The 26,248-nt window shown below is 54.7% G+C and carries 16 protein-coding genes; 12 read left to right on the forward strand and 4 right to left on the reverse strand.

Translation table 11 applies throughout. The annotated features are described in order from the left end of the window. Window positions 1-2: 2 nt before the first annotated feature. Both CHH28_RS15690 and CHH28_RS15695 read right to left on the reverse strand, forming a co-directional pair. Window positions 3-1,607, reverse strand: a complete 1,605-nt coding sequence (locus CHH28_RS15690; protein WP_094061201.1) for a glycerol-3-phosphate dehydrogenase/oxidase — start codon at window positions 1,605-1,607, stop codon at window positions 3-5. 95 nt (window positions 1,608-1,702) lie between these two features. After that, entirely contained in the window at window positions 1,703-3,310 is a 1,608-nt protein-coding gene (locus CHH28_RS15695; RefSeq protein WP_094061202.1) for an FAD-binding oxidoreductase, read from the reverse strand. A 191-nt stretch (window positions 3,311-3,501) separates the two neighbouring features. On the opposite strand from CHH28_RS15695, the gene CHH28_RS15700 reads away from it, so the two are divergent. From CHH28_RS15700 to CHH28_RS15710, 3 genes are all read left to right on the forward strand, one after another. Next, the gene (locus CHH28_RS15700; protein WP_094061203.1) at window positions 3,502-4,551 is read left to right on the forward strand and encodes an AraC family transcriptional regulator; all 1,050 of its coding nucleotides are present in this window, start codon (window positions 3,502-3,504) and stop codon (window positions 4,549-4,551) included. 104 nt (window positions 4,552-4,655) lie between these two features. Further along, window positions 4,656-7,535, forward strand: coding sequence for a CheR family methyltransferase (locus tag CHH28_RS15705; protein WP_094061204.1), 2,880 nt, complete (start codon window positions 4,656-4,658; stop codon window positions 7,533-7,535). Continuing rightward, window positions 7,459-10,089 (forward strand): EAL domain-containing protein, encoded by a 2,631-nt coding sequence (locus CHH28_RS15710; RefSeq protein ID WP_094061205.1) that lies wholly within the window; start codon window positions 7,459-7,461, stop codon window positions 10,087-10,089. The genes CHH28_RS15705 and CHH28_RS15710 overlap by 77 nt, the downstream gene beginning before the upstream one ends. A gap of 32 nt (window positions 10,090-10,121) precedes the next feature. On the opposite strand, the gene waaC is transcribed toward CHH28_RS15710, so the two are convergent. Continuing rightward, window positions 10,122-11,135 (reverse strand): lipopolysaccharide heptosyltransferase I, encoded by a 1,014-nt coding sequence (waaC, locus tag CHH28_RS15715; RefSeq protein WP_094061206.1) that lies wholly within the window; start codon window positions 11,133-11,135, stop codon window positions 10,122-10,124. A 153-nt stretch (window positions 11,136-11,288) separates the two neighbouring features. Here waaC and CHH28_RS15720 point away from each other — a divergent pair, with 153 nt between their 5' ends. From CHH28_RS15720 to CHH28_RS15735, 4 genes are all read left to right on the forward strand, one after another. Continuing rightward, on the forward strand, window positions 11,289-12,227 hold the full coding sequence (locus CHH28_RS15720) for a lysylphosphatidylglycerol synthase transmembrane domain-containing protein (RefSeq protein WP_094062110.1): 939 nt from the start codon (window positions 11,289-11,291) through the stop codon (window positions 12,225-12,227). Between the two features lie 156 nt (window positions 12,228-12,383). After that, the gene (locus CHH28_RS15725) at window positions 12,384-13,430 is read left to right on the forward strand and encodes a glycosyltransferase family 2 protein (protein WP_094062111.1); all 1,047 of its coding nucleotides are present in this window, start codon (window positions 12,384-12,386) and stop codon (window positions 13,428-13,430) included. Further along, entirely contained in the window at window positions 13,423-15,030 is a 1,608-nt protein-coding gene (locus tag CHH28_RS15730) for an ArnT family glycosyltransferase (RefSeq protein WP_157729946.1), read from the forward strand. The genes CHH28_RS15725 and CHH28_RS15730 overlap by 8 nt, the downstream gene beginning before the upstream one ends. Further along, window positions 15,023-15,784, forward strand: coding sequence for a phosphatase PAP2 family protein (locus CHH28_RS15735; RefSeq protein ID WP_094061208.1), 762 nt, complete (start codon window positions 15,023-15,025; stop codon window positions 15,782-15,784). The genes CHH28_RS15730 and CHH28_RS15735 overlap by 8 nt, the downstream gene beginning before the upstream one ends. Here the strand turns inward: CHH28_RS15735 and CHH28_RS15740 are convergent. Further along, a complete protein-coding gene (locus tag CHH28_RS15740; RefSeq protein WP_094061209.1) occupies window positions 15,759-16,010 on the reverse strand; it encodes a hypothetical protein in 252 nt (83 codons plus the stop codon). The genes CHH28_RS15735 and CHH28_RS15740 overlap by 26 nt on opposite strands. 228 nt (window positions 16,011-16,238) lie before the next feature. Between CHH28_RS15740 and fabB the strand changes: the two genes are divergently transcribed. The 5 genes from fabB (at window position 16,239) to CHH28_RS15765 (ending at window position 26,241) form a co-directional block, all read left to right on the forward strand. After that, entirely contained in the window at window positions 16,239-17,456 is a 1,218-nt protein-coding gene (gene fabB / locus CHH28_RS15745) for a beta-ketoacyl-ACP synthase I (protein ID WP_094061210.1), read from the forward strand. 152 nt (window positions 17,457-17,608) lie between these two features. Continuing rightward, window positions 17,609-22,504, forward strand: a complete 4,896-nt coding sequence (locus CHH28_RS15750; protein WP_094061211.1) for a biotin carboxylase N-terminal domain-containing protein — start codon at window positions 17,609-17,611, stop codon at window positions 22,502-22,504. A 345-nt stretch (window positions 22,505-22,849) separates the two neighbouring features. Beyond that, on the forward strand, window positions 22,850-23,863 hold the full coding sequence (locus CHH28_RS15755) for an amino acid ABC transporter substrate-binding protein (RefSeq protein WP_094061212.1): 1,014 nt from the start codon (window positions 22,850-22,852) through the stop codon (window positions 23,861-23,863). A gap of 60 nt (window positions 23,864-23,923) precedes the next feature. Continuing rightward, window positions 23,924-25,120, forward strand: a complete 1,197-nt coding sequence (locus tag CHH28_RS15760) for an amino acid ABC transporter permease (RefSeq protein WP_094061213.1) — start codon at window positions 23,924-23,926, stop codon at window positions 25,118-25,120. Further along, on the forward strand, window positions 25,120-26,241 hold the full coding sequence (locus CHH28_RS15765; protein ID WP_233243634.1) for an amino acid ABC transporter permease: 1,122 nt from the start codon (window positions 25,120-25,122) through the stop codon (window positions 26,239-26,241). Before CHH28_RS15760 ends, CHH28_RS15765 begins: the two co-directional genes overlap by 1 nt. The last annotated feature ends 7 nt before the right edge of the window (window positions 26,242-26,248 follow it).

A 26,248-nucleotide genomic window follows, 5' to 3' on the forward strand; every position in this document is an offset into this window, starting at 1 on the left:
GGTTACTCCGGCACACTGTAGTGGCGCTGCCAAATCTGGCGATAACGCATCACCTCATCGCGCCAACGCGCTTCACTCCAGCCCAGCTCTTCACTGCAAATGCGGCGAATACGATCCTGCCAGATCAAACCACCCTGCTCGATCAACAAGCCAATGCGCGTGCGCCGCAGCAGTAAATCATCCAGATGCTCGACCGCTTCGCTGGCAGCACTGTGACGCAACTCGGCCCACAAACAGCGACTGCCTGGAATCACCTCTAGCTCATCGTCGTGGCAGCGTGCCAGCAAAGCCTCAATATCGGCGCCGTAGTGACCAAGCAAACGTTTTTGCACATGGCCCGGCAAGTTGCGAAAGGCAGACTGGGCGGGCGGCGGCGCTGGCGTAAACAAGCGGTCGCTGAATTCACCCGAAGGAAAACGTTTGATGTAAGGCTGCGCTGCTCGCAGAACATCCAAGGCAATTAAGCGAAACGTGGTGAGCTTGCCACCGCTGACACTGACCAAGCCGTTATCGTCCCAAACGCTGTGATCACGCTTTTCTTTGGACGGATTCAGCGCCCCGGAGGAGACCAGCGGACGCACACCGGCCCAGCTGGAAATAATATCGCTTTGCTGTAACTCAGCGGTCGGGAACTGATGTCGCGCCACGGCCAACAAATATTCCAGCTCGTCGCGCGTCATGCTGGCTTCGCTGTTATCGATGCCAGGGCTGTCGAGGTCGGTGGTGCCAACCACGGTTCGCCCTTCCCACGGGAAGATAAATATCGGCCGACCATCATCCGGGTGCATGGCGGTATAAGACTGAGCCACGGGCAAGCGCCAAGAAGGAACAACGATGTGACTGCCGCGGGCGGGGCGTATTTTCGCCTCGGCTTGCATTTGCCCGCGCAGCTCATCGGCCCAGGCGCCGGTGGCATTAATCACCACATCGGCCTGCAGTTCAAACAACTCACCGGTCAAACTATCACGCAGCCGAGCACCGCAAACACGATCTTGCTGCTTGATTAATCCATCCACGCCAAGGTAATTCAATGCCAGAGCACCATCGCGCTGCGCCTCGCGCAACACCCGCAAGACCAAGCGAGAGTCGTCGGTGACGGCATCGGCAAACTGTGTACCACCCAATAATTCCTGCTGACGAATCAGCGGGCTGAGCCAACGAAATGCGTTTAGCGGGTGAAATTGTCGATAGCGTTTTCCAGCGAAAAAATCGTAAATGCGCAACAGCGTATTAAACACCATAGGGCCAGGAAAGCCGCCTTTGTAATGCGCCATTAAATAGCCCATTCGATCCACCAAACCGGGCAGCTCTGTCATTAACCGCTCGCGCTCACGCACCGAATGCAACGTGGTTTTCACGTCACCGGCGGCAATATAACGCAAACCGCCGTGCACCATTTTGGAAGAACGACTGGAGGTGCCCCAGGCAAAATCCTGGCGCTCAACTAACAAGGTTTTCAGCCCACGACGCGCCGCTTCGCGAGCAATACCTGCACCGGTAATGCCGCCACCCGCGACGATCACGTCCCAGGAATTGGATGTGTCACGCAATTGCTGCAAGGTCCGTTCACGCTGGCCTGCATGCCACAAAGAATCTTTTGTTGTCATAAATCCGTCCGTCACCAGAACGAAAAAAGGGCCGGCAAAGCCGGCCAGGGTGTGAGAATGTAGTTATGTTATTGCTTTTATGGGGTGTTATTCGGTTAATCGTCTGGCAATAAGGTGCTGGGGTTCAAGCGCTTATCCGGATCAAATTGATGCAATAAGTCGCGAATAACGGCCATGCCCAACTCGCCTTTTTCCGCTGCCAAATACGGCGCATGATCCTTACCCACGCCATGTTGATGAGAAATTGTTGCTCGCCCTTGTGCGATCACAGAAGACGCGCTGCCTTTTAATTTTTTCCAACGTGCCAGCGTTTGCTCATAGCTGTCGGCGCAGCGGAAAAAATAGGTGGTATAAATGCTCGAGCCTTGGCCGTACAAATGCGACAAGTGCGTAAATACCATGGCTTGCTCACCTTCATCCGCCAACGCAGATTCCAGTGAACGCTCGATGTCTTGCATCAGGGCATCGACGTTATCCCAGTCGGTGGCCGTCTCCAAGGTATCGACAGCAATGCCCTGCTGCCAAGTGGTTTCGCGCAAATAGGGGAATTTAAAGCGCCCTTCTGCCCAAATGGAACCCATCATATTGGCGATGATGCCACCCACACCGCCATGCGCGGACAGCACCTGGCGAATTTGTTTCAATGAAGTGCGATTTTGATAGCGCGATCCAGTGACACCAAACGTCAGCATGCAGCGCTCGTCCGTCAGACCACGAAAGCGCAAATAGCGATCCAGTAATTTGAACTGCGATTCCGACGTCCCTAAATGCGCATGGGCACGTGTTTCTTTAGCGTTACTCACCCGCATCATTGACATGGGTATTTTTTGCTGAATCAACTCACGCACCGCCTGTTTGGCTTGCTGCCAGTCGGGCATAAACATGACGAAGAACTTTTCTTCCTCAGCCAAGCGCGTCACGCGTACCTTTACTTCGGTGAAAATGCCCATGCGCCCTTCCGTACCCATGGTTACTTCACGCAAATCCGGCCCAGCTGAGCTGGCAGGGATGGTAGGGATATCCAAACTGCCGCGCAGGGTTTCCATGCGACCGCCAGCAAACATTTGTTCAATACGGCCATAGCGCAATGATTGCTGGCCGCTGGAGCGCGAAGCGATCCAGCCACCAATGGTCGACAGCTCCCACGATTGCGGAAAGTGCCCCAGGGTGTAACCCCGCGCCCGCAATTGCGACTCCACCTGCGGCCCCGGCGTGCCCGCACCAAAGGTGGCGATCTGGCTTTCTTCGTTGAGGTCGAGCAGCTGGTTCATGCGCCCCATGTCGATGGTGAGAATCGCACGCTGGCTCGCCGCCGGAGTAATGTGCCCCGCCACCGATGTGCCGCCGCCGTAGGGGATCACTTCAAAATCATGCTGGCGGGCCAGATCCAATAACTCGCGCACTTGACTGCTGGATTCCGGAAAGGCGACACCGTCAGGGAAGGTTCCAAATTTGCCACTGCGCATGGCCAGCCAGTCCGGAAAGCTTTGGCCACGAGCGTGGCGCACTCGATCTTCGGCATCACTGCTGATCAGCGGATGCTGCGGCAAACGCGACGCCGGCACTTGCGCCATGACATCGGCTAAGGTGGCATCGGGCAACGCCTGACAGTCGCCAATGACGGAGCGAATCAATGCGCCACCGTGGGGAGAGACTTCTTTTACATAGCTGTCGTCGCCCCAGCCATTCCAACGTCGTGCCATAGAATCCTGTTCCTTACCGTCTCTTCTTATTATCGAGTGTCGATGATGCTTGGCATCAGTACTTTCTGAATGTTCTGGTCAGCCAGTATACTGAGGCAAAAACCACAAACACTGACCCATTCGGACACCTACGGGGTAAATTAAGCCACTCAGGTAGTAAGCCGCTCAGGTACCAACATGGAATTGCATGCATGACGACATCAGACTTAGGCACCGCTTCTGCCAACGCCATTCGCCAGTATTTGCGTGCTGCTCAGGATTATCACATTGATCCCGCCGATGCTCTGGCGGCCACCGGCCTGCCCAGTGGTATTCTCGACAACAGCGTCGCACGCATCACCGGGCGTGAGTTCCAGCGCTTGATTCGTTATCTGGTCGAGCGCACACAAGACCCGCTATTTGGCCTCAACAGCGCGCGCTACGTCCAGCCAGGCTCCTATAGCCTGGTGGGTTATATGGCCATGAACGCGCGCAGTGCGCGCGAAGCGCTGCACCTAACCCCCGAATACGAAGCCATCGTGGGCGACATGGGCATCACCCGCATTGAAAAATACGGCCCACACATCGCCATGCGTTGGATCTGCCAATACGACGATTCCGTGGTGCGCCCGCATATGATCGACAATGTCCTCGGTTCCTGGCTGACATTCGCACGCTGGCTGGCCGATCTGCCCGACGGTAAACCAGAACGTGTGCAATTTGAGTCCGCCGCCCCCAGCGCCGCCCAGGTGGTGCACTACCAACAAGTATTTCAGGCACCGCTGGAATTTGGGGCGCCGCGCAATGCGCTGATTATTCAAGAATCCGTGCTCGACACCCCCTTACGCCAGCCAGACCCAGAACTGCTGCGCACATTGGAACAGCAAGCCGCTGCCGTGATGGCCGATATCCGCCAGCGCCATCCGATTGTGATGCAAACACGGTCACTGCTGCGCAGCCTGATGAGCGATGGGTTACCGCGGCGGGAAAAAGTCGCCGCGCAATTGGGCATCAATGAACGCACCCTGCAGCGCCGCCTGCAAGAAGCCGGTACCGGCTATCAGCAACTGTTGGATGACTTACGCCGCGAAGCCGCTACCGATTGGCTCCGCAACACTCGCATGCCGATCAGTGACATGGCGTGTCAGCTGGGGTTCAGCGATGCGCGCTCGTTTCACCGGCGCTTTAAAGCCTGGACCGGTATGACGCCAGGCGAATACCGTCAACAACCACCGCAGCCAAGTGTCGACAGCAGCCGCTAAAGCCATGTCAGCGGACAGCGCGCTAAGTCAATAAAGCGTGCTGTTTTCCCACCATTACTGCGGAGGTTGCGCTATTTTTACAGTTTTACGCGAAGGACAGCAGTATGCCGGGCAGCACCGCAGCCAAGCACATCATCGCCATTGGCGCCTCTGCGGGTGGGTTGGAAGCGTTGGAGCAGTTTTTCTGTCATAACCCGCTGCCTGACTCGGTGTGCTACATCGTCATTCAGCACCTGTCACCCACTCACAAAAGCATGATGGCGGAGCTGTTGGTGCGTTACACGCCAATCCCCATTCGCCTGATCGAGGACGGTGCGCAGCTGCACGCTAACACCATTTATCTAATTCCACCGGCCGCCAGCGTCACGGTCGAGAACGGACAGTTTCAACTGCGCCAGCGCCAGCACGACGTGCTGCCACTGCCCATCGATACCCTGCTGACATCACTGGCGCACCATCACGCCACTCACACGGTGGCGGTCATTCTATCCGGTACCGGCTCCGATGGCAGCCGTGGGATTCGCGAACTGAAACACGCTGGCGGTAACGTATTGGTGCAGGCACCCGAAGATGCGCGCTTTGGCGGCATGCCTGACAGCGCCATCGCCACCCACTGCGTCGACTGCATTGCCGGCGCCAGCGAGCTGGCCAGCCGCGCCGCACAGTATCTGCAGCCTGACGAGCCAGTAGCAGCGCCCGACACCACGGACAAAACCGAAAATGACATCCTAGCGCTGATGCTGGAGCGCACCGGCGTTGATTTTCGCCAATACAAGCACAGCACCGTGAGCCGGCGCCTACAGCGCCGCTATAATGCGACTCACCGGCCGGAGCCTGGGCGCTATTACCCTTATTTGCTCGACCACCCAGACGAGCAGCGCATCCTGTACGACGATTTGTTAATCCCGGTCACCAGCTTTTTTCGCGACGGCGCGGTGTTTGATTATTTGGCCGAGCACGTGCTACCGGAACTGCTGAAAGATACCCAACAACAACTGCGTGTGTGGGTCGCAGGTTGCTCCAGTGGTGAAGAGGCCTACAGCCTAGCGATGTTAATTGAGGAGACGCTGCAGCGCAGCGCCAATTCAGCGGCGTGGAAACTGTTTGCCACCGATGTTAACGACCGCAACGTACAGCGCGCCAGCATGGGGGTGTATCCGCACAGCATTGCCGAAGAAATCAGTCGCGAGCGCTTGCAGCGTTTTTTTATCGCCACCTCCAATGGCTACCAAATTCGCGCAGAACTGCGCGAGCACATCGTATTTGCACGCCACAATTTATTGTCGGACCCACCGTTTACACGCATGGACCTAGTCGCTTGTCGCAATACGCTGATTTATCTGCAGCCCGAGGCGCAAGCAAGAGTACTGGCAGGATTTCGCCACGCGCTACAACCGCACGGCGTGCTGTTGCTAGGCAACAGTGAATCCACCCAGGGCATGGACGATAGCTACCGCTGCTTGAACGACAACCTCAGCCTGTATCAGCGCACCGGTGGCCACATGAGCGCCATGACCTCTTCTAGCCGACCACGTTCACGGGCGCGCCAAGCGGCTCTGCGCTCAAGACCAGCGTCCGCATCTTTGCCCTCACCTTCGCCCTCAGAATCATCCAAGGCTGCGCCGATGCTGGAGCTACTGAAGCAAAGCCTGATCCAGCGATACGCACCACCAACGCTGGTCATCGACGCCGACAGCCGCGACGTAAAACGCACACTGGCAAATGTGACGCCGTTTTTAACCACCTTTGACGGTCCTGTCAGTACCCACATCACCGACCTAATTGCCAAACCGCTGCTGCCAACAGTGCAATCACTGTTGCTGCGCTGTCGCACCCAAAACGATGAATGCCGCTCTGCCACCATGAGCTACACCATCGCCGGCCAAGACATGCAGCTGCAGCTGGTGGCTTATCCATTAGAGCAAGACTCCAACTTGTTAGCGGTTAGCTTTATTGACCAGCAGCACGCAGAAGCCAGCCCAAATAACGCGATTGTTGATGATGACTACGTCCACGCGCTGGAGCAGGAGCTGACGCAAACCCAGCATGATTTAAAAGCCACCATTGAAGAGCTAGAAACCACCAACGAGGAACTGCAGGCCGCCAACGAAGAGCTGATGGCCAGCAACGAAGAGCTACAAAGCTCCAATGAAGAGCTGCAATCGGTCAACGAAGAGTTAAATACCGTCAATGCCGAGTACCAAAGCAAGGTGGCGCAACTGAACCAACTCAATGCCGATCTAACCACCATGATCAGCGCCTCGGGGGTGGCCACGGTGTTCGTCAATAACGAGTTGCGAGTGACCCGCTTTAGTCCTGATATTGCTGAGGTTTTTCGCTTGCGTGAATCCGACATTGGTCGGCCGCTGGAGGAAATGCACAACCACACTGACTACACTACCGTCATAGACGATTTACGCCGCGCCATCGATCAGCAGCAGCCAGTGGAGCGCGAGTTGATCACGGCGCAGCAGCGGGTCTTGTTGGCTCGAATTACACCGTACAGCGAGCCCAGGCTGCAATTGCGTGGTGCGGTGGCCACATTTATTGACATCACCGACGTGCAACGTGCGCAGCAGTTGCAAGCCGTAATCGATGCGTTGCCAGAGCACATAGCGCTGATCAAATACGATGGGGAGATTGCCATGGTGAACAGAGCCTGGGCGCGATTTGCCAGCCTTAACGGCAACCCAGATTGCCGCAGTTGCGGCGTCGGCAGCAATTACCTTAGCGCCATGGAAACTGCCATTGCCGCCAGTGACGGCGACGATCACGCCTTACTCGCCATTCGCGACGGCATCAAAGGCGTGATATTGGGCACCCGCAATGGTTATTTTGTCCAATACCCGTGCCATTCAGCCACTGAACAACGCTGGTTTTTGATGTCCGTCGCTCCGGTCGCGAACCATGACTATGCCGCCGTTGTTAGCCATTTCAACATCACTGAGTGGTACCGCGATGACCGCACGAGAACAGCGCAATGACGATGTGAGCAACGCCATGACGCACAATAATCCGCGCCTCGAGCAACTGCGGCAAAAAGCCATGCAGGCATTGAGTGAATCCCACAGCGCCGAGCAAATCGTCCTGCTGCAGGATTTACAGATTTACCAAGCGGAGCTGGAACTGCAAAACCAAGAGCTGGCCGAATCGCAGCAGCGACTGGCCCTGCAGCGACGTCATTTTCAATTGCTGTACGACCTAGTGCCACTGCCAATTGTAACCATCGACAGCAACGGCATCATTCAAGACAGCAATCATGCCAGCTGCCAGCTATTGCAGCATCAAGGTGCACTGCGTGGTAAATCGCTGTATCGCTTTTTCACCCAAGAAGACAGTCACTGGCTGTATCAAACGCTGTTGCTGCGCAGCGACGAGGTGGTGACTAGCCCAGCACTGCAAATGCGCCAACTGTCTCGAATGTTGATTATGTCCGTGATTCACACCGCTCAAATCCCCAACGATGAGGGCGGCTTTATTGTCGTGCTTGAAGATCAGACGGAAGAAATTCGCGCTCGGCATTCGCGGCGTATGCTGGACGCTTTTGTCGACCACGGCTTGGCATTGGTTACCTGTCTCACTCCCAGTGGCAACATTGAACATCTGAGCAGTCATCTAAGAGAGTTGCTGGATGTCGATGACAATTATCTCGGTAAAGATGTTAACCAAATTTTTCCCGACAATGTGTGTGATGTATTGCTGCAGCAATTGCAAAAGGTAATCGCTAGTCAGCAAACATCGTCTTTTACCGTGGCAATCAACAACGGTGCACAACGTCACTTCAGTGGCCGAGCTTTACCCCCAGATCCTGCAACAGGGTGCGTTAGTATTTTTTTATACGATGTCACCGATCAATACGAATCGGACGAACAGTTGCGCTTAGCGATGCGGGTGTTCAGCGAGGGCCACGAAGGCATCATAGTAACCAACGCCGATCAGCACATCATGATGGTCAATCGCGCCTTTGAAGCGATCACAGGTTATTGCTTTGAAGAAGTACAAGGGTGCACTCCAGCAATATTGTCGTCAGGTTTGCAATCGCAAGAGTTTTACCAGCAGCTTTGGCAACAGTTGAACCAAACCGGCAGCTGGGCCGGTGAAATCACCAACCGCCGCAAAGATGGTAGCTTGTACCCACAGTGGCTACAGATTAGTTCGGTAGTGACCAGTGGCGGGGATATATCTCACTATATTGCGGTATTTAGCGACATCAGTGAGCGCAAGCGCAAAGAAGAGCAAATTCGCCAACTGGCGTTCTACGACCCACTGACCGGCTGCGCCAATCGCAACTTATTGGAAGACCGTATCATTCATGCCATCACCAGCAGCCAACGGCACCAGCGCGTTTTCGCCGTACTGTTTATCGATCTGGATCACTTCAAAGACATCAACGACATTTACGGCCACGACATTGGCGACGTGGTGCTAAAGCAAGCGGCGCAGCGCATTCGCGCCGAGGTGCGCGAAAGCGACACCGTGTGCCGCTTTGGCGGCGATGAGTTTGTTGTACTGATGCCGGAAATGTCCGACTACGATGCGCACATCAAAGCCAAAGATATTCTTGGGCGCTTGTCTTTGCCGTTAAACTTTCCCAGTTACCAGCTCAAGCCTTCAGCCTCGATCGGCATCACCAGCTACCCCAAAGATGGCAGTACCTATGCAGAATTAATGCGTAAAGCTGACATCGCCATGTATCAAGCGAAACATTCCGGGCGTGAAACCACCGCCGTATTCGACGAACAGTTGGCCTTGCAATACGAGCGCAGCGTGATGGTCGATACCGGCCTGCGACAAGCACTGCAGGACGATGAAGTGTACGTCGCTTACCAGCCACAAATTGATCTGCGCGACGGTTCCGTGGTGGGTGTTGAAGCCCTCGTGCGCTGGCACTCCGCCAAATTAGGGCGCATTACACCGTCGGAATTCATTCCCATCGCTGAGCGCTCACAAGTGATTGAATCCATCGGTTTGTTTGTACTCAATACCGCGCTGCGCGACATTGGCCGTTTGAACCGGCGCTTAAACCAGCAGCTGCATCTCAGCGTCAACGTATCATCGCGTCAGTTCTGGCACAGCCAGTTCCTGTTGCACCTGCACCATCAACTGAACACGGAGGGCTTTCCTGCCAACCTGTTGACCCTGGAGCTGACCGAAAGCTTGGCAATGGAAAACCCAGAGCGCGCCTCACTGGTGATGCGGGCGATACAAAGTGCTGGCATCGGTTTGTCCATCGACGACTTTGGCACGGGTTATTCCTCGCTGGCGTATCTCAAAGCTCTGCCCTTCGATACGCTGAAAATCGATCGCTCGTTTGTCAAAGACATAGGGGTTAAAGACGACGATGAGGCCATTTGCAAAGCGGTGATTTCACTGGCGGACACTCTCGGCAAACGCACCATTGCCGAAGGCGTTGAACTGCAACAACAGGCCGATTTTCTGACTCAGCAACAATGCCACTTTGCACAGGGCTTTTTGTACTCACAGGCGTTGGCCATTGACGAGCTAGAAGCATTTGTTGCCGAGCGCACAGCGAGCTAGTGGCAACCTAGCGGCTGCGGCTGTCACTTTTGCTACAGCTGGCCGTTCAGGTGTTCGAACACGCGCTGCGGCGGTACATCGCGATAACACGGTGGCTGAACAGCGCCGTCATCGGGCTGCAAACACTGCTTCGACAAACACGGTGCACAGCTGCGCTCGCTGCTCATCACGGTCACTTGCGGACCCAGCACACCGGTGAGTTTGGCATCGGTGGCACCGTAAATGGCCACCGCCGGCACCGACAACGCCGCTACGACATGCGATAGCCCAGTATCGACCCCCACCACGGCTTGGGCGTGAGCCAAATAGGCGTTGAGTGCATCCAACCCCATCTTTGGCAGTACCTCAGCAGCGTCTAGCCCCTGTGCGATGCGCTCGGCGCGTTGCTTTTCTTCGTCATTGCCCCACGGCAATATCACCTTGCGACCAGAAGCGATCACTTGCTCAGCCAGCTGGCGCCAATATACCTCTGGCCAAAGCTTGGTCACCCAAGTGGTGCCGTGCAGGAATAGCCAATAGTCACCATCCACCGCAGGCCGCGGCCAACGGTGCTTGTCCAGACCGTAAGACAGCTCATCGGGCAGTGTGTATTCCAGTACTTGCGACAACAGCTGGCGTACGCGGGGAATGGCATGCTGACCTTTGGCCACCGGTTGTGGATGCTGATATGCCAGCGCCGCCAACGGTTCGCGACAGGAGTGTTTATTGAGACCGTATCTCGGCCCTTTGGCCAAGCGGGTGAACAGCGCGCTTTTGATCAACCCCTGGGCATCAATCACCACATCGTAGTGTTGCTCGCGCAGTTGGCGCAGAAAACCCGCCATTTGCTGGCGGTGTTCGGCGTTAAATAATTGCTTGCGCCAGCGCCGCCAAGCGACAGGAATTACCCGAGTGACCGCCGGGTGCCAGCTGGGAATATCGGCAAACGCCTCCTCCACCAGCCAGTGAAACTCGATACCAGGAACTTGTCGCCACGCATCTTCGATCGCTGGCAAGGTATGAAAAACATCCCCCAACGAAGAGGTTTTAACGATCAATACTTTCACTGTGTGTTCCTGAACCAAAGCGCAACGGCGCCGCACTGTACGTGATTCTATCAGCGAATCAAGCGCTGCCATGGCAATCAGTGGCGTTCGGCTTGACATTATCGTGATGCAGCGCAACCATCCGCCGCTTTGCAATCACAGTTAGGTAATGCGGTGCTGCGGTCCTGGAAATTTTGGCTTGGCGTTGGCCTGCTGGCTGGCCTCATTTACCTGGTTGAACGCACGTTTGGCTGGTATGCGGTACTGGCTGCTTGGCAAGCCATCCCCCCCTCGTCGTTGCTGATCGCTGTATCGCTGGTGCTGGGCAGCTATTTGCTGCGCGCCATCCGCTTTTACGATTTTTTTCACCGGCATTGCCGCGGACAGTTCGCTAGGCTGTTGCACATCACCGTGCTGCACAACTTTTTCAATAATTTATTGCCCATGCGCAGCGGTGAGACCGCCTTTCCGCTACTAATGAAACGCCATTTTTCCCTGCCTTACCGCCACAGCGCACCGGCGTTATTGTGGCTGCGCCTGCTCGATCTGTATGCGTTATTGGCGCTGGCCGCCATCAGTTTGCAACAGCTGCTGCCGCTGGCGTCTCACTGGCGCTATGCACTGATGGCCGCGCTGATGGTGGCACCATTGATTGTGCTGCCGCTGCAAAACTCGTCAGAAGCCATGCTGCGTCGCCACCATTCATCTTGGTCCGACAAGCTGGTCGAGCTGCTGCACGTACTGCCCAAGTCGCCTTGGCCATTTGCCCGCGCGGTGTTTTGGACATTGTTGAACTGGGCATTGAAGCTGGCGGTGTTCGCCTGGCTGCTGAGTCAGTTTATTCCACTGCCGTATCATCAGGCCTGGATTGGCGCCACCAGTGGTGAGCTCAGCAGCGTCTTGCCAATTCATGGCGTGGCTGGTGCGGGCACCTACGAAGCCGGCGTTCTGGCCGGGCTGCTGCCCTGGGGCGTCGATCGCATTGCCGCCTTGGGCGCGGCGGTGAACCTGCACCTGTTTGTATTGGGATGCACTTTCCTGTTAACGGGAGTATTGCTGCTGGCGGTGAAACCTTGGTTGTCATCTGCCGGTCGTACTGACGCAACAGACTAGTGCAACAGACCAGTGCAATAGGCGCTGTGTTTTACCGGCACAGCCTTTTCGGTATCATCGCGCTCTTGTTTTGATCGGCGCCTGTGCCTGTCATACGTTTTTAACCGGCAGTGCTGCCCGAACCCGGCAGCCGCCCAGACTAAAGTGGAATTTGCCTTGAGTCAGTCACCCCAACCGTCCTTGTCCGTTGTTATTCCGATGTACAACGAGATCGAAAACGTCACCGCCATGGTGGCCCGCGTGCACGAAGGTCTGGCGGACTATCGAGGCTCTTGGGAGCTGCTGGTGGTCGATGATGGCAGCTCCGATGGCACGCCGCAGGCGCTGCAGCGCGAGGCAGAGCAATACGGTCGCCACGTGCGCGTGGTGGAGCTGCGTCGCAACTTTGGTCAAACCGCGGCCATGCAAGCGGGGATCGACGAGGCCCGAGGCGAGCTGATCGCGACTCTGGATGGCGATTTGCAAAACGACCCGGCGGATATCCCGCGCATGGTCGATCACCTGCTGGAAAAAGACCTCGACCTGCTCACTGGCTGGCGCAAAAACCGCCAGGACGACCTGCTGCTGCGCAAAATTCCATCACGCATTGCCAACCGTTTGATCGGTAAAATCACCGGTGTGCGCATCAACGACTATGGCTGCTCGCTGAAAATCTACCGCGCTTCAGTGATCAAACAAGTGCGCCTGTACGGCGAAATGCATCGGTTTATTCCTGCCTGGGTCGCTGCCGTGGTGCCGCCCAGTCGCATTGGTGAAATCGTAGTCACGCACAATCCACGCGTTGCAGGTGAATCCAAATACGGCATTTCGCGCACTTTCCGCGTGATTCTTGATTTGCTGTCGGTGTATTTCTTCATGCGCTACCGCGCTCGCCCTGGGCACTTTTTTGGCTCCATTGGTTTGGCGCTAGGGTCCGTCGGCGGTTTGCTGATGGTGTATTTGGGCTTTGTGAAATTTATTCTCGGTGAAGACATTGGCACACGTCCGTTGTTTTTAATTGCCGTGGTGTGTGTCATTGCCGCCTTGCAGTTCCTGACAACAGGGGTCTTGTCGGAGCTGATTTCGCGTACATACTTTGAGTCCTCTAAACGCCAGCAATACGCCATCTATCGCCGCGAAGATGAGCCGCAACTCGATGACGACGCTTGGTCCACGCCCACCACACCGGACTCCGGAGACGACAAAGACACCTCTCATGCGTAAGCTGAATTTTCCCTGGTGGTTATTGCCGGCATTAGCCGGCTTGTTTTTTTTAAACCTCAACGGTTTTTTATTATTCGATCATGACGAGGGCGCCTTCAGCGAGGCCACACGCGGCATGTTCGAGCGTGGCGATTTTATCACCACCTACCTCAATGATCGGCTGCGCTTCGATAAACCCATTCTGATTTATTGGCTGCAAGCCGCCTCAATTTATGTGTTTGATATCGAAGTCTGGGCGTTTCGTTTGCCCTCAGCCTTAGCTGGCATTCTCTGGTCGCTGGCGATTTTCTTTTTTGCCAGACGATACCTGAATGAGGCCACGGCCACCGCCGCCGCCTTGATGGCCGCCAGTGCACTGGGTATCAACGCCATTGCCCACGTCGCCACAGCCGATGCGGTGCTGAACATGTTTTTGGCGACCACTTTATTGTGCATTTATCACTACAGCCAATCGCCATCCAACCGATTACTGCTCGCCATTTATGCGCTCATGGCTCTAGGCACCTTAACCAAAGGGCCGGTTGCGGTGGCCATTCCATTGCTGGTTGCCTGCCTGTACTACTTGTCGTCCGGATTAAAACCGCAACTGCTCAAAGCGTTGTTTTATTTCCCCGGCTGGGCGCTGTATTTGGCCATCGCTGCGCCTTGGTACGTGTTGATTTATTTGGATCAGGGCCAGGCATTTATCGATGGCTTTTTCCTAAAGCACAACGTCAATCGTTTCAAAAACGCCATGGAAGGACACGACGGCGGCCTGCTGTTTTATCCGTTGGTGCTGCCGTTTGTGCTGGCGCCCTTTGGTGGCCTGCTGATTCGCATCCTGCCCAGTATCAAGCACATCCGCCATGGCGATGGCGGCGATAGTGATAATAACGGCCAAACCCTGGATCGTTTTTTGTGGATCTGGTTTTTGGTGGTGTTGGTGCTGTTTTCAGTGGCCAGCACCAAGCTGCCGCATTACATATTGTACGGCTGTACACCGCTGGTGATTTTAATGGCGCGCTATCGCCATTGGCTCAGCAGTCGTTGGTTGGCCGCCGTCTTCCCGACGCTGTTCTTTGCCCTACTGGCCGCCCTGCCATCACTGGTGCCCAGCATCGAGGCCAGCTTAACCAACCCCATCGAAGTGGCCGTAGCGCAGCGCGCCGCCGAGTACATCAACCAAGAGTTTGCCATGCTCGCCGCTGGCGCTGGGGTGTTATCACTGCTGTTGATTTTTGCCCTGAGGCGCCTGGCGCCGTGGCTGACGCTGGTTTTGGTGGGTGGCGTGCAAGCCTTGTTTGTCTGGCTAGTACTGGCTCCGGCCGCCAGTGAAGCGCAGCAGCGCCCAGTATGGGAAGCGGCACAATTCGCTCGCCTGTTGAACGAGCCGATTGTCACTCAGTCCATCGATATGCCGAGCTTTAACGTTTACCTCAACCGCGTCACCGAACGCCGCGGGCTGGAGGTGGGTGAGGTCGGTTATGGCCGCGAAGACCGCATCGACATCGACCACTTTGAAACCCTGTTCCAATCTGGGCCGATTATGTTGGTGCGACGCTTACCGCCGCCAACGCCGACACTCGAAGCGCCGGCACAGTCTGAGGTGACTGATGAATAATTCAACACCGATACTGGGTGTAGCGCTGCTGTTCGCTGGTCTTTTGCTGTGGCTGCAGGGCGGGCAAGCGGCGCTGTTCATCCAGTTAAATGCCCTCACCGCCACCCTGCCCGACTGGCTATGGGCCAATCTGACACTGTTGGCAGATACCTTGTGGGCGGTCGCAGCACTGCTGATCGCTGCCAGTTATCGCCCGCGCTTATTGGGCCAAGCACTGTTGGTATTATTGGTCGGTGGTCTGATCGTACATCTAGGCAAGGCCGGCTTTGATGCCGCACGCCCGGCCAAGGTACTGGCCGAGGATGCCTTTCATATCATTGGCCCAACGCTGAAACACCATAGCTTTCCTTCCGGTCACGCCTTTACCGCCATGGCGGCGGCAGGCTTACTGGCGATGACTTTCACACGCTTTGCCGCGATCATTTTGGTGGTGGGTTTAGCCGCTGCAGTGAGCCGGGTTGCCGTTGGCGCGCATTGGCCATTGGATGTCTTGGTCGGTGGCGGCCTGGGGCTGCTGACCGCTTGGGGCTGTATCGTGTGGTCAAACAACCGCGCATGGGTGCACAGCAATGGCTGGCGCTTTAGCGCCATGTGTTTGCTGACCTTGGCGACACTGGCACTGGCTTTCCATGACGACCGTTACCCTGACACTCAGTTGCTCACGGTGGTCACATCACTGCTGGCGCTGGTCATTGCTGGCCAGCGCTTGTGGTGGCCTTTGTGGCGGCTTATTCGCCAAACAGATCAAAACTGATTCCGCCATCGTCATGCTGATCCAGCCAGCCGCCTGGCTTGCTGAAGGTCTGCTCCATCTGACGCGCCAGTTTATCCGGAATGGAACGACTGGGCGCGTCGGTCAGCATGGTGTTGAGACGCGCCTCTTCTTCCCCCAAACACGCCGCCATGGTGGCGATGTCGAGGGCGTTTTCGTCCAGCAACTGCTGCGCCTTGTGCCAACGCACGTCGTGATTTTTCATCATAAATACACTCATCGATGAAGCATTAGTTCTCTAAGCTTAATAATATTTTTCTTTCTGCCCGTTTCGCCGCTGCTTTATAGTGACCCGCAGCTGGCGCCACTTGTCACAGGCAAGAAATCTCGCTGGCGGTAACGCCACTGCAATATTACCTCAATCCAGGGGCGTTATGCTGGGGCCATAGCCGGCTAAGTCCGGGGCCAACAACCTACATTGAATAAGAGTAAAATTATGCGTCGCGTGGTGATCACAGGTATCGGCATCGTTGGGTGCCTGGGCAACAACAAGGACGAAGTGCTGACTTCACTGCAACAACAGCGCTCTGGCATTCGTTTTATTCCGGAATACGCAGAGCTGGGCTTTCGTAGCCATGTTGCTGGCCGTCCGAACATCGACCTCAGCGAGCATATCGATCGCAAGCTGAAGCGCTTTATGGGCGACTCCGCCGCTTATGCCTATTTGTCGATGAAAGAAGCCATTGCCGATGCAGGCCTGACCGAAGAGCAAATCAGCCATCTACGCACCGGCTTGCTGACCGGCTCGGGCGGCGCCTCGACCAGCGACATCGTAGAAGCGGTGGATTTGCTGCGCGAAAAAGGCATTCGCAAAGTCGGCCCGTACCGCGTCACACGTACCATGGGCAGCACCACGTCGGCCAACCTGGCCACCGCCTTTAGTATAAAAGGGGTGAACTACTCCATTACCTCGGCGTGTGCCTCCAGCGCGCACTGCATTGGGCATGCGATGGAGCTGATCCAACTGGGCAAACAAGACGTCGTCTTTGCCGGCGGCGGTGAAGAAGAACACTGGTCACTGAGCATGCAGTTCGATGCCATGGGCGCCTTATCGAGCAAATACAACGAAGCGCCAGAAACGGCCTCCAGACCCTACGACGCCACCCGCGATGGTTTTGTGATTGCCGGCGGCGGCGGCATGGTGGTGGTTGAAGAGTACGAACACGCCTTGGCGCGCGGCGCCAAAATCTACGCGGAAATTACCGGCTACGGTGCGACCTCAGACGGCGCTGACATGGTGGCGCCATCGGGTGAAGGCGCCGTGCGCTGCATGCAAATGGCGCTGGATATGGCCGGCCAACCTCAGGTGGATTACCTCAACACGCACGGCACCAGCACGCCCGCTGGTGACATCACCGAATTGAACGCCTGCGGCGAAGCCTTTGCCGGACAATGTCCGCCGATCAGCTCGACCAAATCCCTCAGCGGCCACTCGCTGGGCGCTGCCGGTGTGCAGGAAGCCATTTATACCCTATTGATGATGGAACATGGCTTTATTACGGGTACCGCTAACGTCAATGAAGCGGACGAGGGAACCGCAGGTTACGACATAGTAACCCGCAACCGCGAAGCGGAATTACGCACGGTAATGTCGAACAGTTTTGGTTTTGGCGGAACCAACGCGACTTTGGTTTTCCAGGCGTTACAAAAGTGACATACTCGGGCGTCATCTGGGGCAGTTGATGCCAGTCTGGCACAGCTCCGGCGACGCCCTCGCCCCAACCAGGCGCACACCCGGCGGTTCTGCGATATCGGACTTTGGCTGCCAGCGTGTGCGTGCTTTGTTTTGGATGGATATCGGACACAATGACAACAAACACCAGCGACACACACACTGACCAACTGTTTCTGATTGCCGAACAATTATCGGCCGATTTTTCTCTGTTTCCCGAATACGAAGACAACGCGGTCGACCACACCGTCAAAGGTTTGGTGGCGCCACAACGCTGTCAGACCGAGCTCGAGCGATTGCAGCAACTGAACATCGACGACTACATCGAACAAGTCGTCACGCCGAGTGAAAACGCCTCACGCACCAGCGCTAAAGCGATCGTTAAACACCTGATTTTGCGCACCATCAGTGAGGTCGAAGACGGACCACTGTACACCTGCGAAGCGGACATGGATTTTGCCGGCGAAGTACGCCGCGTTGGTTTCATTTGCCAAAACCGTGAGCACAATAACGGCGTTTGGGGACCGCAGCATCACAACCGTGCAGCGCAGCAAGCGCGCGCTTTTGCACGTCGCGCCATGCCGATCGTTACCTTTATCGATACCCCGGGCGCAGATGCGGGTGAAGCCGCCAACGCCAACAACCAAGCGCACTCGATTTCGCACTTAATTACAGAAATGGCCAACAACGATGTACCGACGCTGGGCATCATTTGGGGCGCTGGTTATTCCGGTGGCGCCATTCCGCTGGCCACCACCAATATTTTGTTGTCATTGCGTGATGGCATTTTTAACACCATTCAGCCACAAGGCTTGGCCAGCATTGCCCGCAAATACAATTTATCGTGGCAGGAGTGTGCAAAATACGTTGGGGTGAGCGGCTACGAGCTGCGCAAAGCCGGTATTATTGACGGTATTATCGACTACGCGCCGACCGATGCCGACGAAAATCGCTACCATCTGCACCAGGCTATTGTGACTGGCATTCAGTCTATCGAAGCCAGCGCCATCGAATTTGCGCGCACTAACCCGTACTTGATGGAACACTATCAGCATTCGGTCACGCGCTTCTTGTCACCATCGGACAAGCTGCAAGCATTGGAAAAAGAATCCAATTTTTTCCTCGCGCCAACGCCGACCGAACACCTGAATATCTTTGGTCTGACGTATAAATACACCCGCTATTTGACCCTGCGCCGCCGCATTCATGCCACTACGGTAGAAAACTACGGCCGTTTGGCGGTGAACGAAGTGCCTGAAGGCCAGCTGCAACAGCGCAACGAGCGCGAAGCACAGCGGAAATTCCGCAACTGGATACAAGCGCCGGAAAAAATTGTCTACGACGACACCCTGCATAAAAGCTGGAAGTCGTTCTGGAGTAAGTTTGAAGAGCGAGACGAAAGTCGCTCGACCATTGCTCGCTTATTCTTTGGTGAGCCAAAAGACAATTATCTGAAAGCCAAACAAGAGCTGTGCTTTAACCTCGGCTTGTACTTGTTTAACCGCTGGAAGTCCGATGCCAATGTGAACTTCCAAGGGCTATTAAACTACCTGGAAGATTACAAGCAAAGCCGCTTTATGCTGCGCGCCAATGATATTTTGGATGCCAGCGCCGTCGCCGATTTCATCGAAAAAAATCCGCACCCATTGGCGGTGTATATCCGCGACAGCTTGCCGCATGAAACGCGCCAAGACATTACTCAGGCGGTGGCACAAGAACGTCAAAAAGGCGATTTGAAACAATCGTTGGCAGCCGCTCTAAACGCGGTGCTGAACAGCGAATTGATTCCAGAAGACATTCGCAACGAACTGAAGCTGTCGACACGTACACAAGCGCTGATCACCAGCATCGTCAGCGTGAAAGTCGAAGCCAATCGTCGGATTTTAGAAGAGGCGTTAGCGCCTTACATTCAGTTCCGCCAAGAAAGCATCCAGGACCCAGCGCACCCAGACATCACCATTCTCGATGCCATTTTGCACGATGAATTGCGCTACGAATTTTCGCAAGTGTGCCAAAACATGCTGGTATTTGGCCAATTGTACGACAACTTCATCAGCAACCTGGTGAACGTCGCCAAAGAAGCCAACGAAAGCCGCAGCCTATCACGCGACGCAGTAAAGACTCTGCTGGATAAGTCTTTGGCAGAAGCCACGTCCGGAGAAAGCTACACCACCCAAGAGCGGGAGTCGTTTAACCACTGGTTAAGCTATTTCATAAAAAGCGGTAACCGTGGCGCTTTCTTAAAATCGGTGGAAGAGTGGAAAAAACTGGCATTCCCGCGCCTATCCGACACCTTGTTTGTGGTCATTACCTTTATCTTTGAAAAACTGCTGGGCGAGTACCACGCCGCCGAGCAAGAAGGCAAAGGCTACAATGGCCGCATCATGCCGGTGTCCATTGGTCGGCGGAAAGATTTCTGGAACCGCCTGACCATGGCCTACCATGACTTGCTGATTCAGCAAGTTCTGGACGACACTAAGCGTCAGAAAAAAACCTCCGCCAACGCCTTGGTAGAGCGCTTTTTCAGCGATTTCGAAGAGATCAATGCCAGCCTAATGTCGGCCGACCCCGTCGGTTTCCCAGGCTTTCGTTCGTCCATTGAATCGGCGTTAAACAAAGACGTAAAACCGTGCGGTGTGATCACCGGCCTTGGCACGATTAAAATCGGTGAGCGCGAACAGCAAGTGGGCGCCTTGGTATCAAACCTAGATTTCCAAGCCGGTGCCTTCGATATGGCCAGCGCCGAGAAATTCTGCAAATTGATGGTGGAGTGCGCCAAACGCCATCTGCCGATTGTGTGCTTTGTATCATCCGGCGGCATGCAAACCAAAGAAGGTGCAGCAGCGCTGTTTTCCATGGCCATCGTTAACGACCGCATTACGCGCTTCGTGCGCGACAACGACTTGCCGTTGGTGATTTTTGGTTTTGGTGATTGTACTGGCGGCGCACAAGCGAGCTTTGTCACCCATCCACTGGCACAAACCTATTATTTCTCCGGCACCAATATGCCATTTGCCGGACAAATTGTGGTGCCCTCGTATTTGCCAAGTACCTGCACTTTGTCCAACTATTTATCGGTATCACCGCAAGCGATGGACGGTTTGGTGCAACACCCGTTTTTTGCCGACCTGGATGAACGCTTGCGTGCCATCGACCCAGACATGCCGGTTGCACGCCACACCGTAGACGACGTATTAGACCGTGTTCTGCAAGGCTACGTCAGCGCTGAGCGGCTGGCGCCGGATACCGGCGAGATGGCCAACCAGAACAAAAGATACGGCAAAATCGAAAAAGTCTTGGTGCACGCGCGTGGCTGTACTGCGGTAAAACTGGTGCGTAAAGCGCAAGAGAACGACATTAAAGTGGTGCTGGTGCAGTCGGACCCGGATATGGAATCGGTTCCCGTTGATATGCTCGGCCCACAAGATCGCGTTGTGTGCATTGGTGGTAACACACCGGATGAATCGTATCTGAACGCCAAATCCGTACTGCGTGTTGCTGCGCACGAACAAATTGATGCACTGCACCCGGGCATTGGTTTCTTATCGGAAAGCAGTCAGTTTGCTGCGCTGTGTGGCAACCACGACATTAATTTTGTTGGCCCGCCAGTCTCCTCCATGGAAACCATGGGCAACAAATCCAATGCCATTAATACCGCCATGCGCGTCGATGTGCCGGTTGTGCCGGGCTCTCATGGCATTTTGACCAGCTCGGCTAATGCTGCCACGGTGGCCGAAGAAATTGGCTATCCGGTATTGCTGAAGGCGGTACACGGCGGCGGCGGCAAAGGCATTCAAGTGGTGGAGTCGGCGGATAAAATCCATGCCCTATTCCACCAGATTTCTACCGAGGCCAAAGCGGCGTTTGGCAACGGCGATGTGTATTTGGAAAAATACGTCACTTCGCTGCGCCATATCGAAGTTCAGGTTCTGCGCGACCGTCACGGCAACACCCGTATTCTGGGCTTACGCGATTGCTCGGTGCAGCGTAACAACCAAAAAATCTTCGAAGAATCAGGCTCAACCATGCTGCCGCGCGAGCTGGAGCAGTCGGCCTACGACTATGCCGAGAAACTGGCCGATGCGGTGAACTATGTTGGTGCCGGTACCGTCGAGTTTATTTTCGACCTCGACAACCGCGCTATTTATTTCATGGAAATGAACACACGTCTGCAAGTCGAGCATCCGGTAACAGAACTCGTGTCTGGCGTAGACATTGTTAGCCAACAATTCCGCATTGCCGAAGGCGATGACATTGCCGATATTCAGCCGAAGTCGAATGGTTATGCCATTGAGGTGCGTGTTAACGCAGAAAAAGCGGTTGTCAAAGGCGATAAGGTCGAATTTGTACCAACACCCGGCACCATACGCGACTGCGTATTGCCGGAATACGATCACATCGAATTGATCTCGATGGCCGCCAGTGGCAAGCAGGTATCACCGTTTTATGACAGCATGGTGGTGCAAATTATTTGCTACGGCAAAGATCGCAACGACACCATTAAAAAACTGCGCAGCTATTTGGATGAAGTTCGCATCACGGGCGTCTGCACCAACATTTCACTGCTGAAGCGTGTGCTTGACGATGACGTCTTCTGCCAAGGTGACTACGATACCGGCTATTTACCACGCTTACTGGAGCGCTTGGACATTGCGGCCTTAATCGAGGACATCGAACAGTCCGCCGATTTAAGTGCCGACGCCGTGGACGCAAGTGCGCTTAAAATCGAAGGCTCGGATGAGCTTAAGGTGCTGTCACCATCGACCAGTATTTTCTACGGTGCGTCTTCGCCCAGCGAACCACCGTTTGTGAAAGAAGGCGACATTATTGATGGCGGTCACACACTGTGCTTAATGGAGGCGATGAAGATGTTCACACCATTATCATTAGCGCAGTTTAATCGTGCTGACGCAGAGCTGTATCCAGCCAAGCAGCGCTATAAAGTGACTCGCATCATGAACACAGACGGCCAGCAAGTGAACCAGGGCGACTTATTATTTGTGGTCAAACCTGTGGCACACGCTGAGTAAAATCTACCCAATACTTCCAGCGCCCCAAGTGGGCGCTTTTTTGTGCCTAAAAAAAGCGCATCCCTTTCCTTCCTGCACCACAATAATTCACACTGCGGCCGTAAATGTCAGTTGACCTGAGCCGCCGATACGTGTGTATTAGACACAGTACAGTTGTAACTGTTCGGCAATCCTCTCTCAGCGCCGACAAACATCTGTTCATGGCCAGATTTGAGCATGAGGAAGGCATACTCGGCTGGCCGTTGTAATAAAAATAACGACATTGGCACTGTATTTGATTACTTGATGTCAACAACAACACAATTGCCCAAACTCAGGGCACACAAAACCACGGAGAATCACAGTATGAAAAAACTGGCGTCTATCCTGACAGCAACCTTGGCACTGGGCGTAACCGCCACCGCCAGTGCCGGCACGCTGGAAGATGTGAAAAAGCGCGGTACGCTTTCATGCGGGGTGAGTACTGGCCTAGCAGGTTTTTCACAAAAAGACGAAAAAGGTAACTGGAGCGGCATGGATGTGGATGTGTGCCGCGCTGTGGCCGCTGCCGTACTGGGTGATGCAAGTAAAATCAGCTACAAACCACTGACCGCCAAAGAACGCTTCACCGCGTTGCAATCGGGCGAAGTGGATGTGCTGTCGCGTAACACCACCTGGACACACACTCGTGATACTTCACTGGGCCTCAACTTTGCCGGCGTTAATTACTACGACGGCCAAGGCTTTATGGTTTCCAAAGAACTGGGCGTTAAAAGTGCTCTGGAACTGGATGGCGCCGCCGTCTGTATTCAAGCCGGTACCACCACCGAACTGAACTTGGCGGACTACTTCCGCGCCAACAACATGAAATACACCGCAGTAACTTTTGATACGTCAGATCAAACACGTGCAGGCTTTGAAAGCGGCCGCTGCGATGTACTCACCTCTGACCAATCACAGCTGTACGCCATTCGCATTGGTCTGAAAAAACCAAGCGCTGCCGTAGTACTGCCAGAAGTGATTTCTAAAGAGCCACTTGGCCCTGTGGTACGTCAAGGTGACGATGCTTGGTTCAACGTGGTCAAGTGGTCACTGGCTGCCATGGTGGAAGCTGAGTACCTGGGTGTCACCAGTGCCAATGCCGCCACACTGCTGAAATCTGGCAGCCCAGAGCAGCAGCGTCTGCTGGGTGTGACTGGCGACTCTGGCGAGAAAATGGGTCTGAGCAAAGATTGGGCGAAAAACATTGTCATGCAAGTCGGCAACTACGGCGAAGTGTTTGAGCGCAACGTCGGCATGTCATCACCACTGCAAATCGCACGCGGTTTGAATGCCCAGTGGAATAAGGGAGGCATCCTCTACTCCAACCCAATCCGTTAATCCTGTGTTCTATCTATCACCCGCCCCTTGGCGGGTGATGTGTTTTTGAGAGATTACATCATGAGCGGAGCAAAACGCCCCCAGCCACAGTCGTCCTCGGCGCCGGCGTTCTACAATAACCCGCACGTTCGCGCGGTTTTTTACCAAATTCTGTTGGTTTGCACCCTTGGCTATTTGTTCTTTGTGATCATTGCCAACACGCTGGCCAACATGGAAGCTCGAGGCATTAAGACCGGCTTCGACTTCTTAACCACCACCGCCGGTTTCGACATTTTGATGTCGTTGATTCCTTACGATGCAACCGGCACCTATTTGGATACCTTTTTTGTCGGTTTATTGAACACCATACTGGTGTCGATTATTGGCATTATTCTAGCGACGCTGCTGGGTTTCGTGATGGGCGTGGCCCATTTTTCACGCAACTGGTTGGTGTCTCGCCTAGCCGTCGCCTATGTAGAGACTTTCCGTAATATTCCACTGCTGCTGCAGATTTTCTTCTGGTATTTCGCTGTATTGGCGGCCTTACCCAGTGCGCGTAACAGCTTAAATCTGGCCGATGCCTTTTTCCTCAACGTGCGTGGTTTGTATTTACCAGCACCGGTCGAGGAAGCTGGCGCCACGCTGTTTTACATCGCCATCGCTGTCGCCATTGCGGCCATCATCTGGTTTCGCCGTTATGCAAAAAAACGCCAAGACGACGAAGGCGTGCAATTACCCGTATGGCGGATTTCACTGGCCATTTTAGTCGCCCTGCCGTTGCTCGCGTCGTTGTTTGGCGGTGCTCCATTTTCGTTTGAATACCCGGAGCTGCGTGGCTTTAACTTCCGTGGCGGCATCACCGTCATTCCGGAGTTGATGGCATTAGCACTGGCATTGACTGTGTATACCGGCGCCTTTATCGCCGAAGCGGTACGTGCCGGTATTCAGGCGGTGCCACACGGCCAAACCGAAGCGGCACGCAGCATCGGTCTGAAAGAAAGCAAAATCATGAAGCTGATCGTAGTGCCACAAGCCATGCGCGTGATCGTGCCGCTGTTGAACAGCGAGTATCAAAGCCTGGTGAAAAACTCCACCCTGGCCACAGCGATTGGTTATCCGGATCTGTTTACCGTATTCGTCGGTACCTCACTGAACCAAACCGGACAAGCCATTGAAATTGTGTTTATGACTTTGGCCGTGTACTTCGCCGTCAACATGACCATATCGCTATTGATGAACATCTTTAACCGCAAAGTCAGCTTGGTGGAGAGGAAGTAATGATGAATAACTCAACACCAGCGCGAGTATTTGAGCCGAAACCATCGCAACCGGCACCGGTGTCGACCACAGGCCCGCTAGCCTGGTTGCGTAATAACTTGTTTGATGGTCCCGTCAACAGTGCCATAACCGTTATTATTCTGGCATTTTTGCTATGGGTTATACCGCCACTGTTGGACTGGCTATTATGGTCAGCGGATTTTTCCGGTACTACCCAAAGTGATTGCACCAGCGCAGGTGCGTGCTGGGTCTTTATCCAAGCGTGGTCGCAACAGCTGTTTTATGGCTCCTTCCCAGATGCTGAGCTATGGCGGATTAACCTCAGCTTGATTCTGCTGGCAGTGGTACTGTCATCGCCCTACTGGTTACCACACACTTTGCGCAATCGCCTGGATCTGGCCATGTTGGTGGTGTATCCGTTTGTTGCCATCGCCATTCTCGATGGTCGCTTATTGGGCTTGGAATACGTCAGCACTGATTTTTGGGGTGGTTTCTCCCTGAACTTATTGCTGGCCTCCGCCAGTATCATTCTGGGCATGCCACTGGGCTTTCTATGGGCCTTGGGCCGGCGCTCTAATATGCCGATGGCACGCTCCATCAGCGTGATTTTAATTGAGTTCTTTCGCGGCGTGCCGGTATTGGCGCTGTTCTTTATGGGCTCGGTGATGCTACCGCTGTTTTTCCCAGAAGGCACCAATGTCGACAAGCTGCTGCGCGTCTGGATCGTGCTGACTCTGTTTATGGCAGGCTATATGGCGGAAGTTTACCGCGGTGGTTTTCAGGCCATTCCGGCTGGTCAATACGAGGCGTCAGCCGCCTTAGGGTTAAGTTATTGGCAAACCACGCTGTTGGTGATTTTGCCGCAGGTGATCAAGGTATCAATGCCTAACATCCTGGCAACCTCCATCATGCTGTTCAAAAACACCACCTTCTTGTTGATCATCGGCATATTTGAAGTTTTGAGTACCGCCCAAACTGCGTTGACCAACTCCAATTGGCTGGGTGGTTATGCCACCGAGGCGTACCTGTTTGTTGGCGTGGTGTATTGGATCTGCTGTTTCGGCATGTCCCGCGTTGCCGCCAACATCGAAAAGAAACTCGACACCAGTCATAAATCCTGATTAATGG

Origin of the sequence: Bacterioplanes sanyensis, assembly GCF_002237535.1 — a bacterium.
Classification (GTDB): Bacteria; Pseudomonadota; Gammaproteobacteria; order Pseudomonadales; family Oceanobacteraceae; genus Bacterioplanes; species Bacterioplanes sanyensis_A.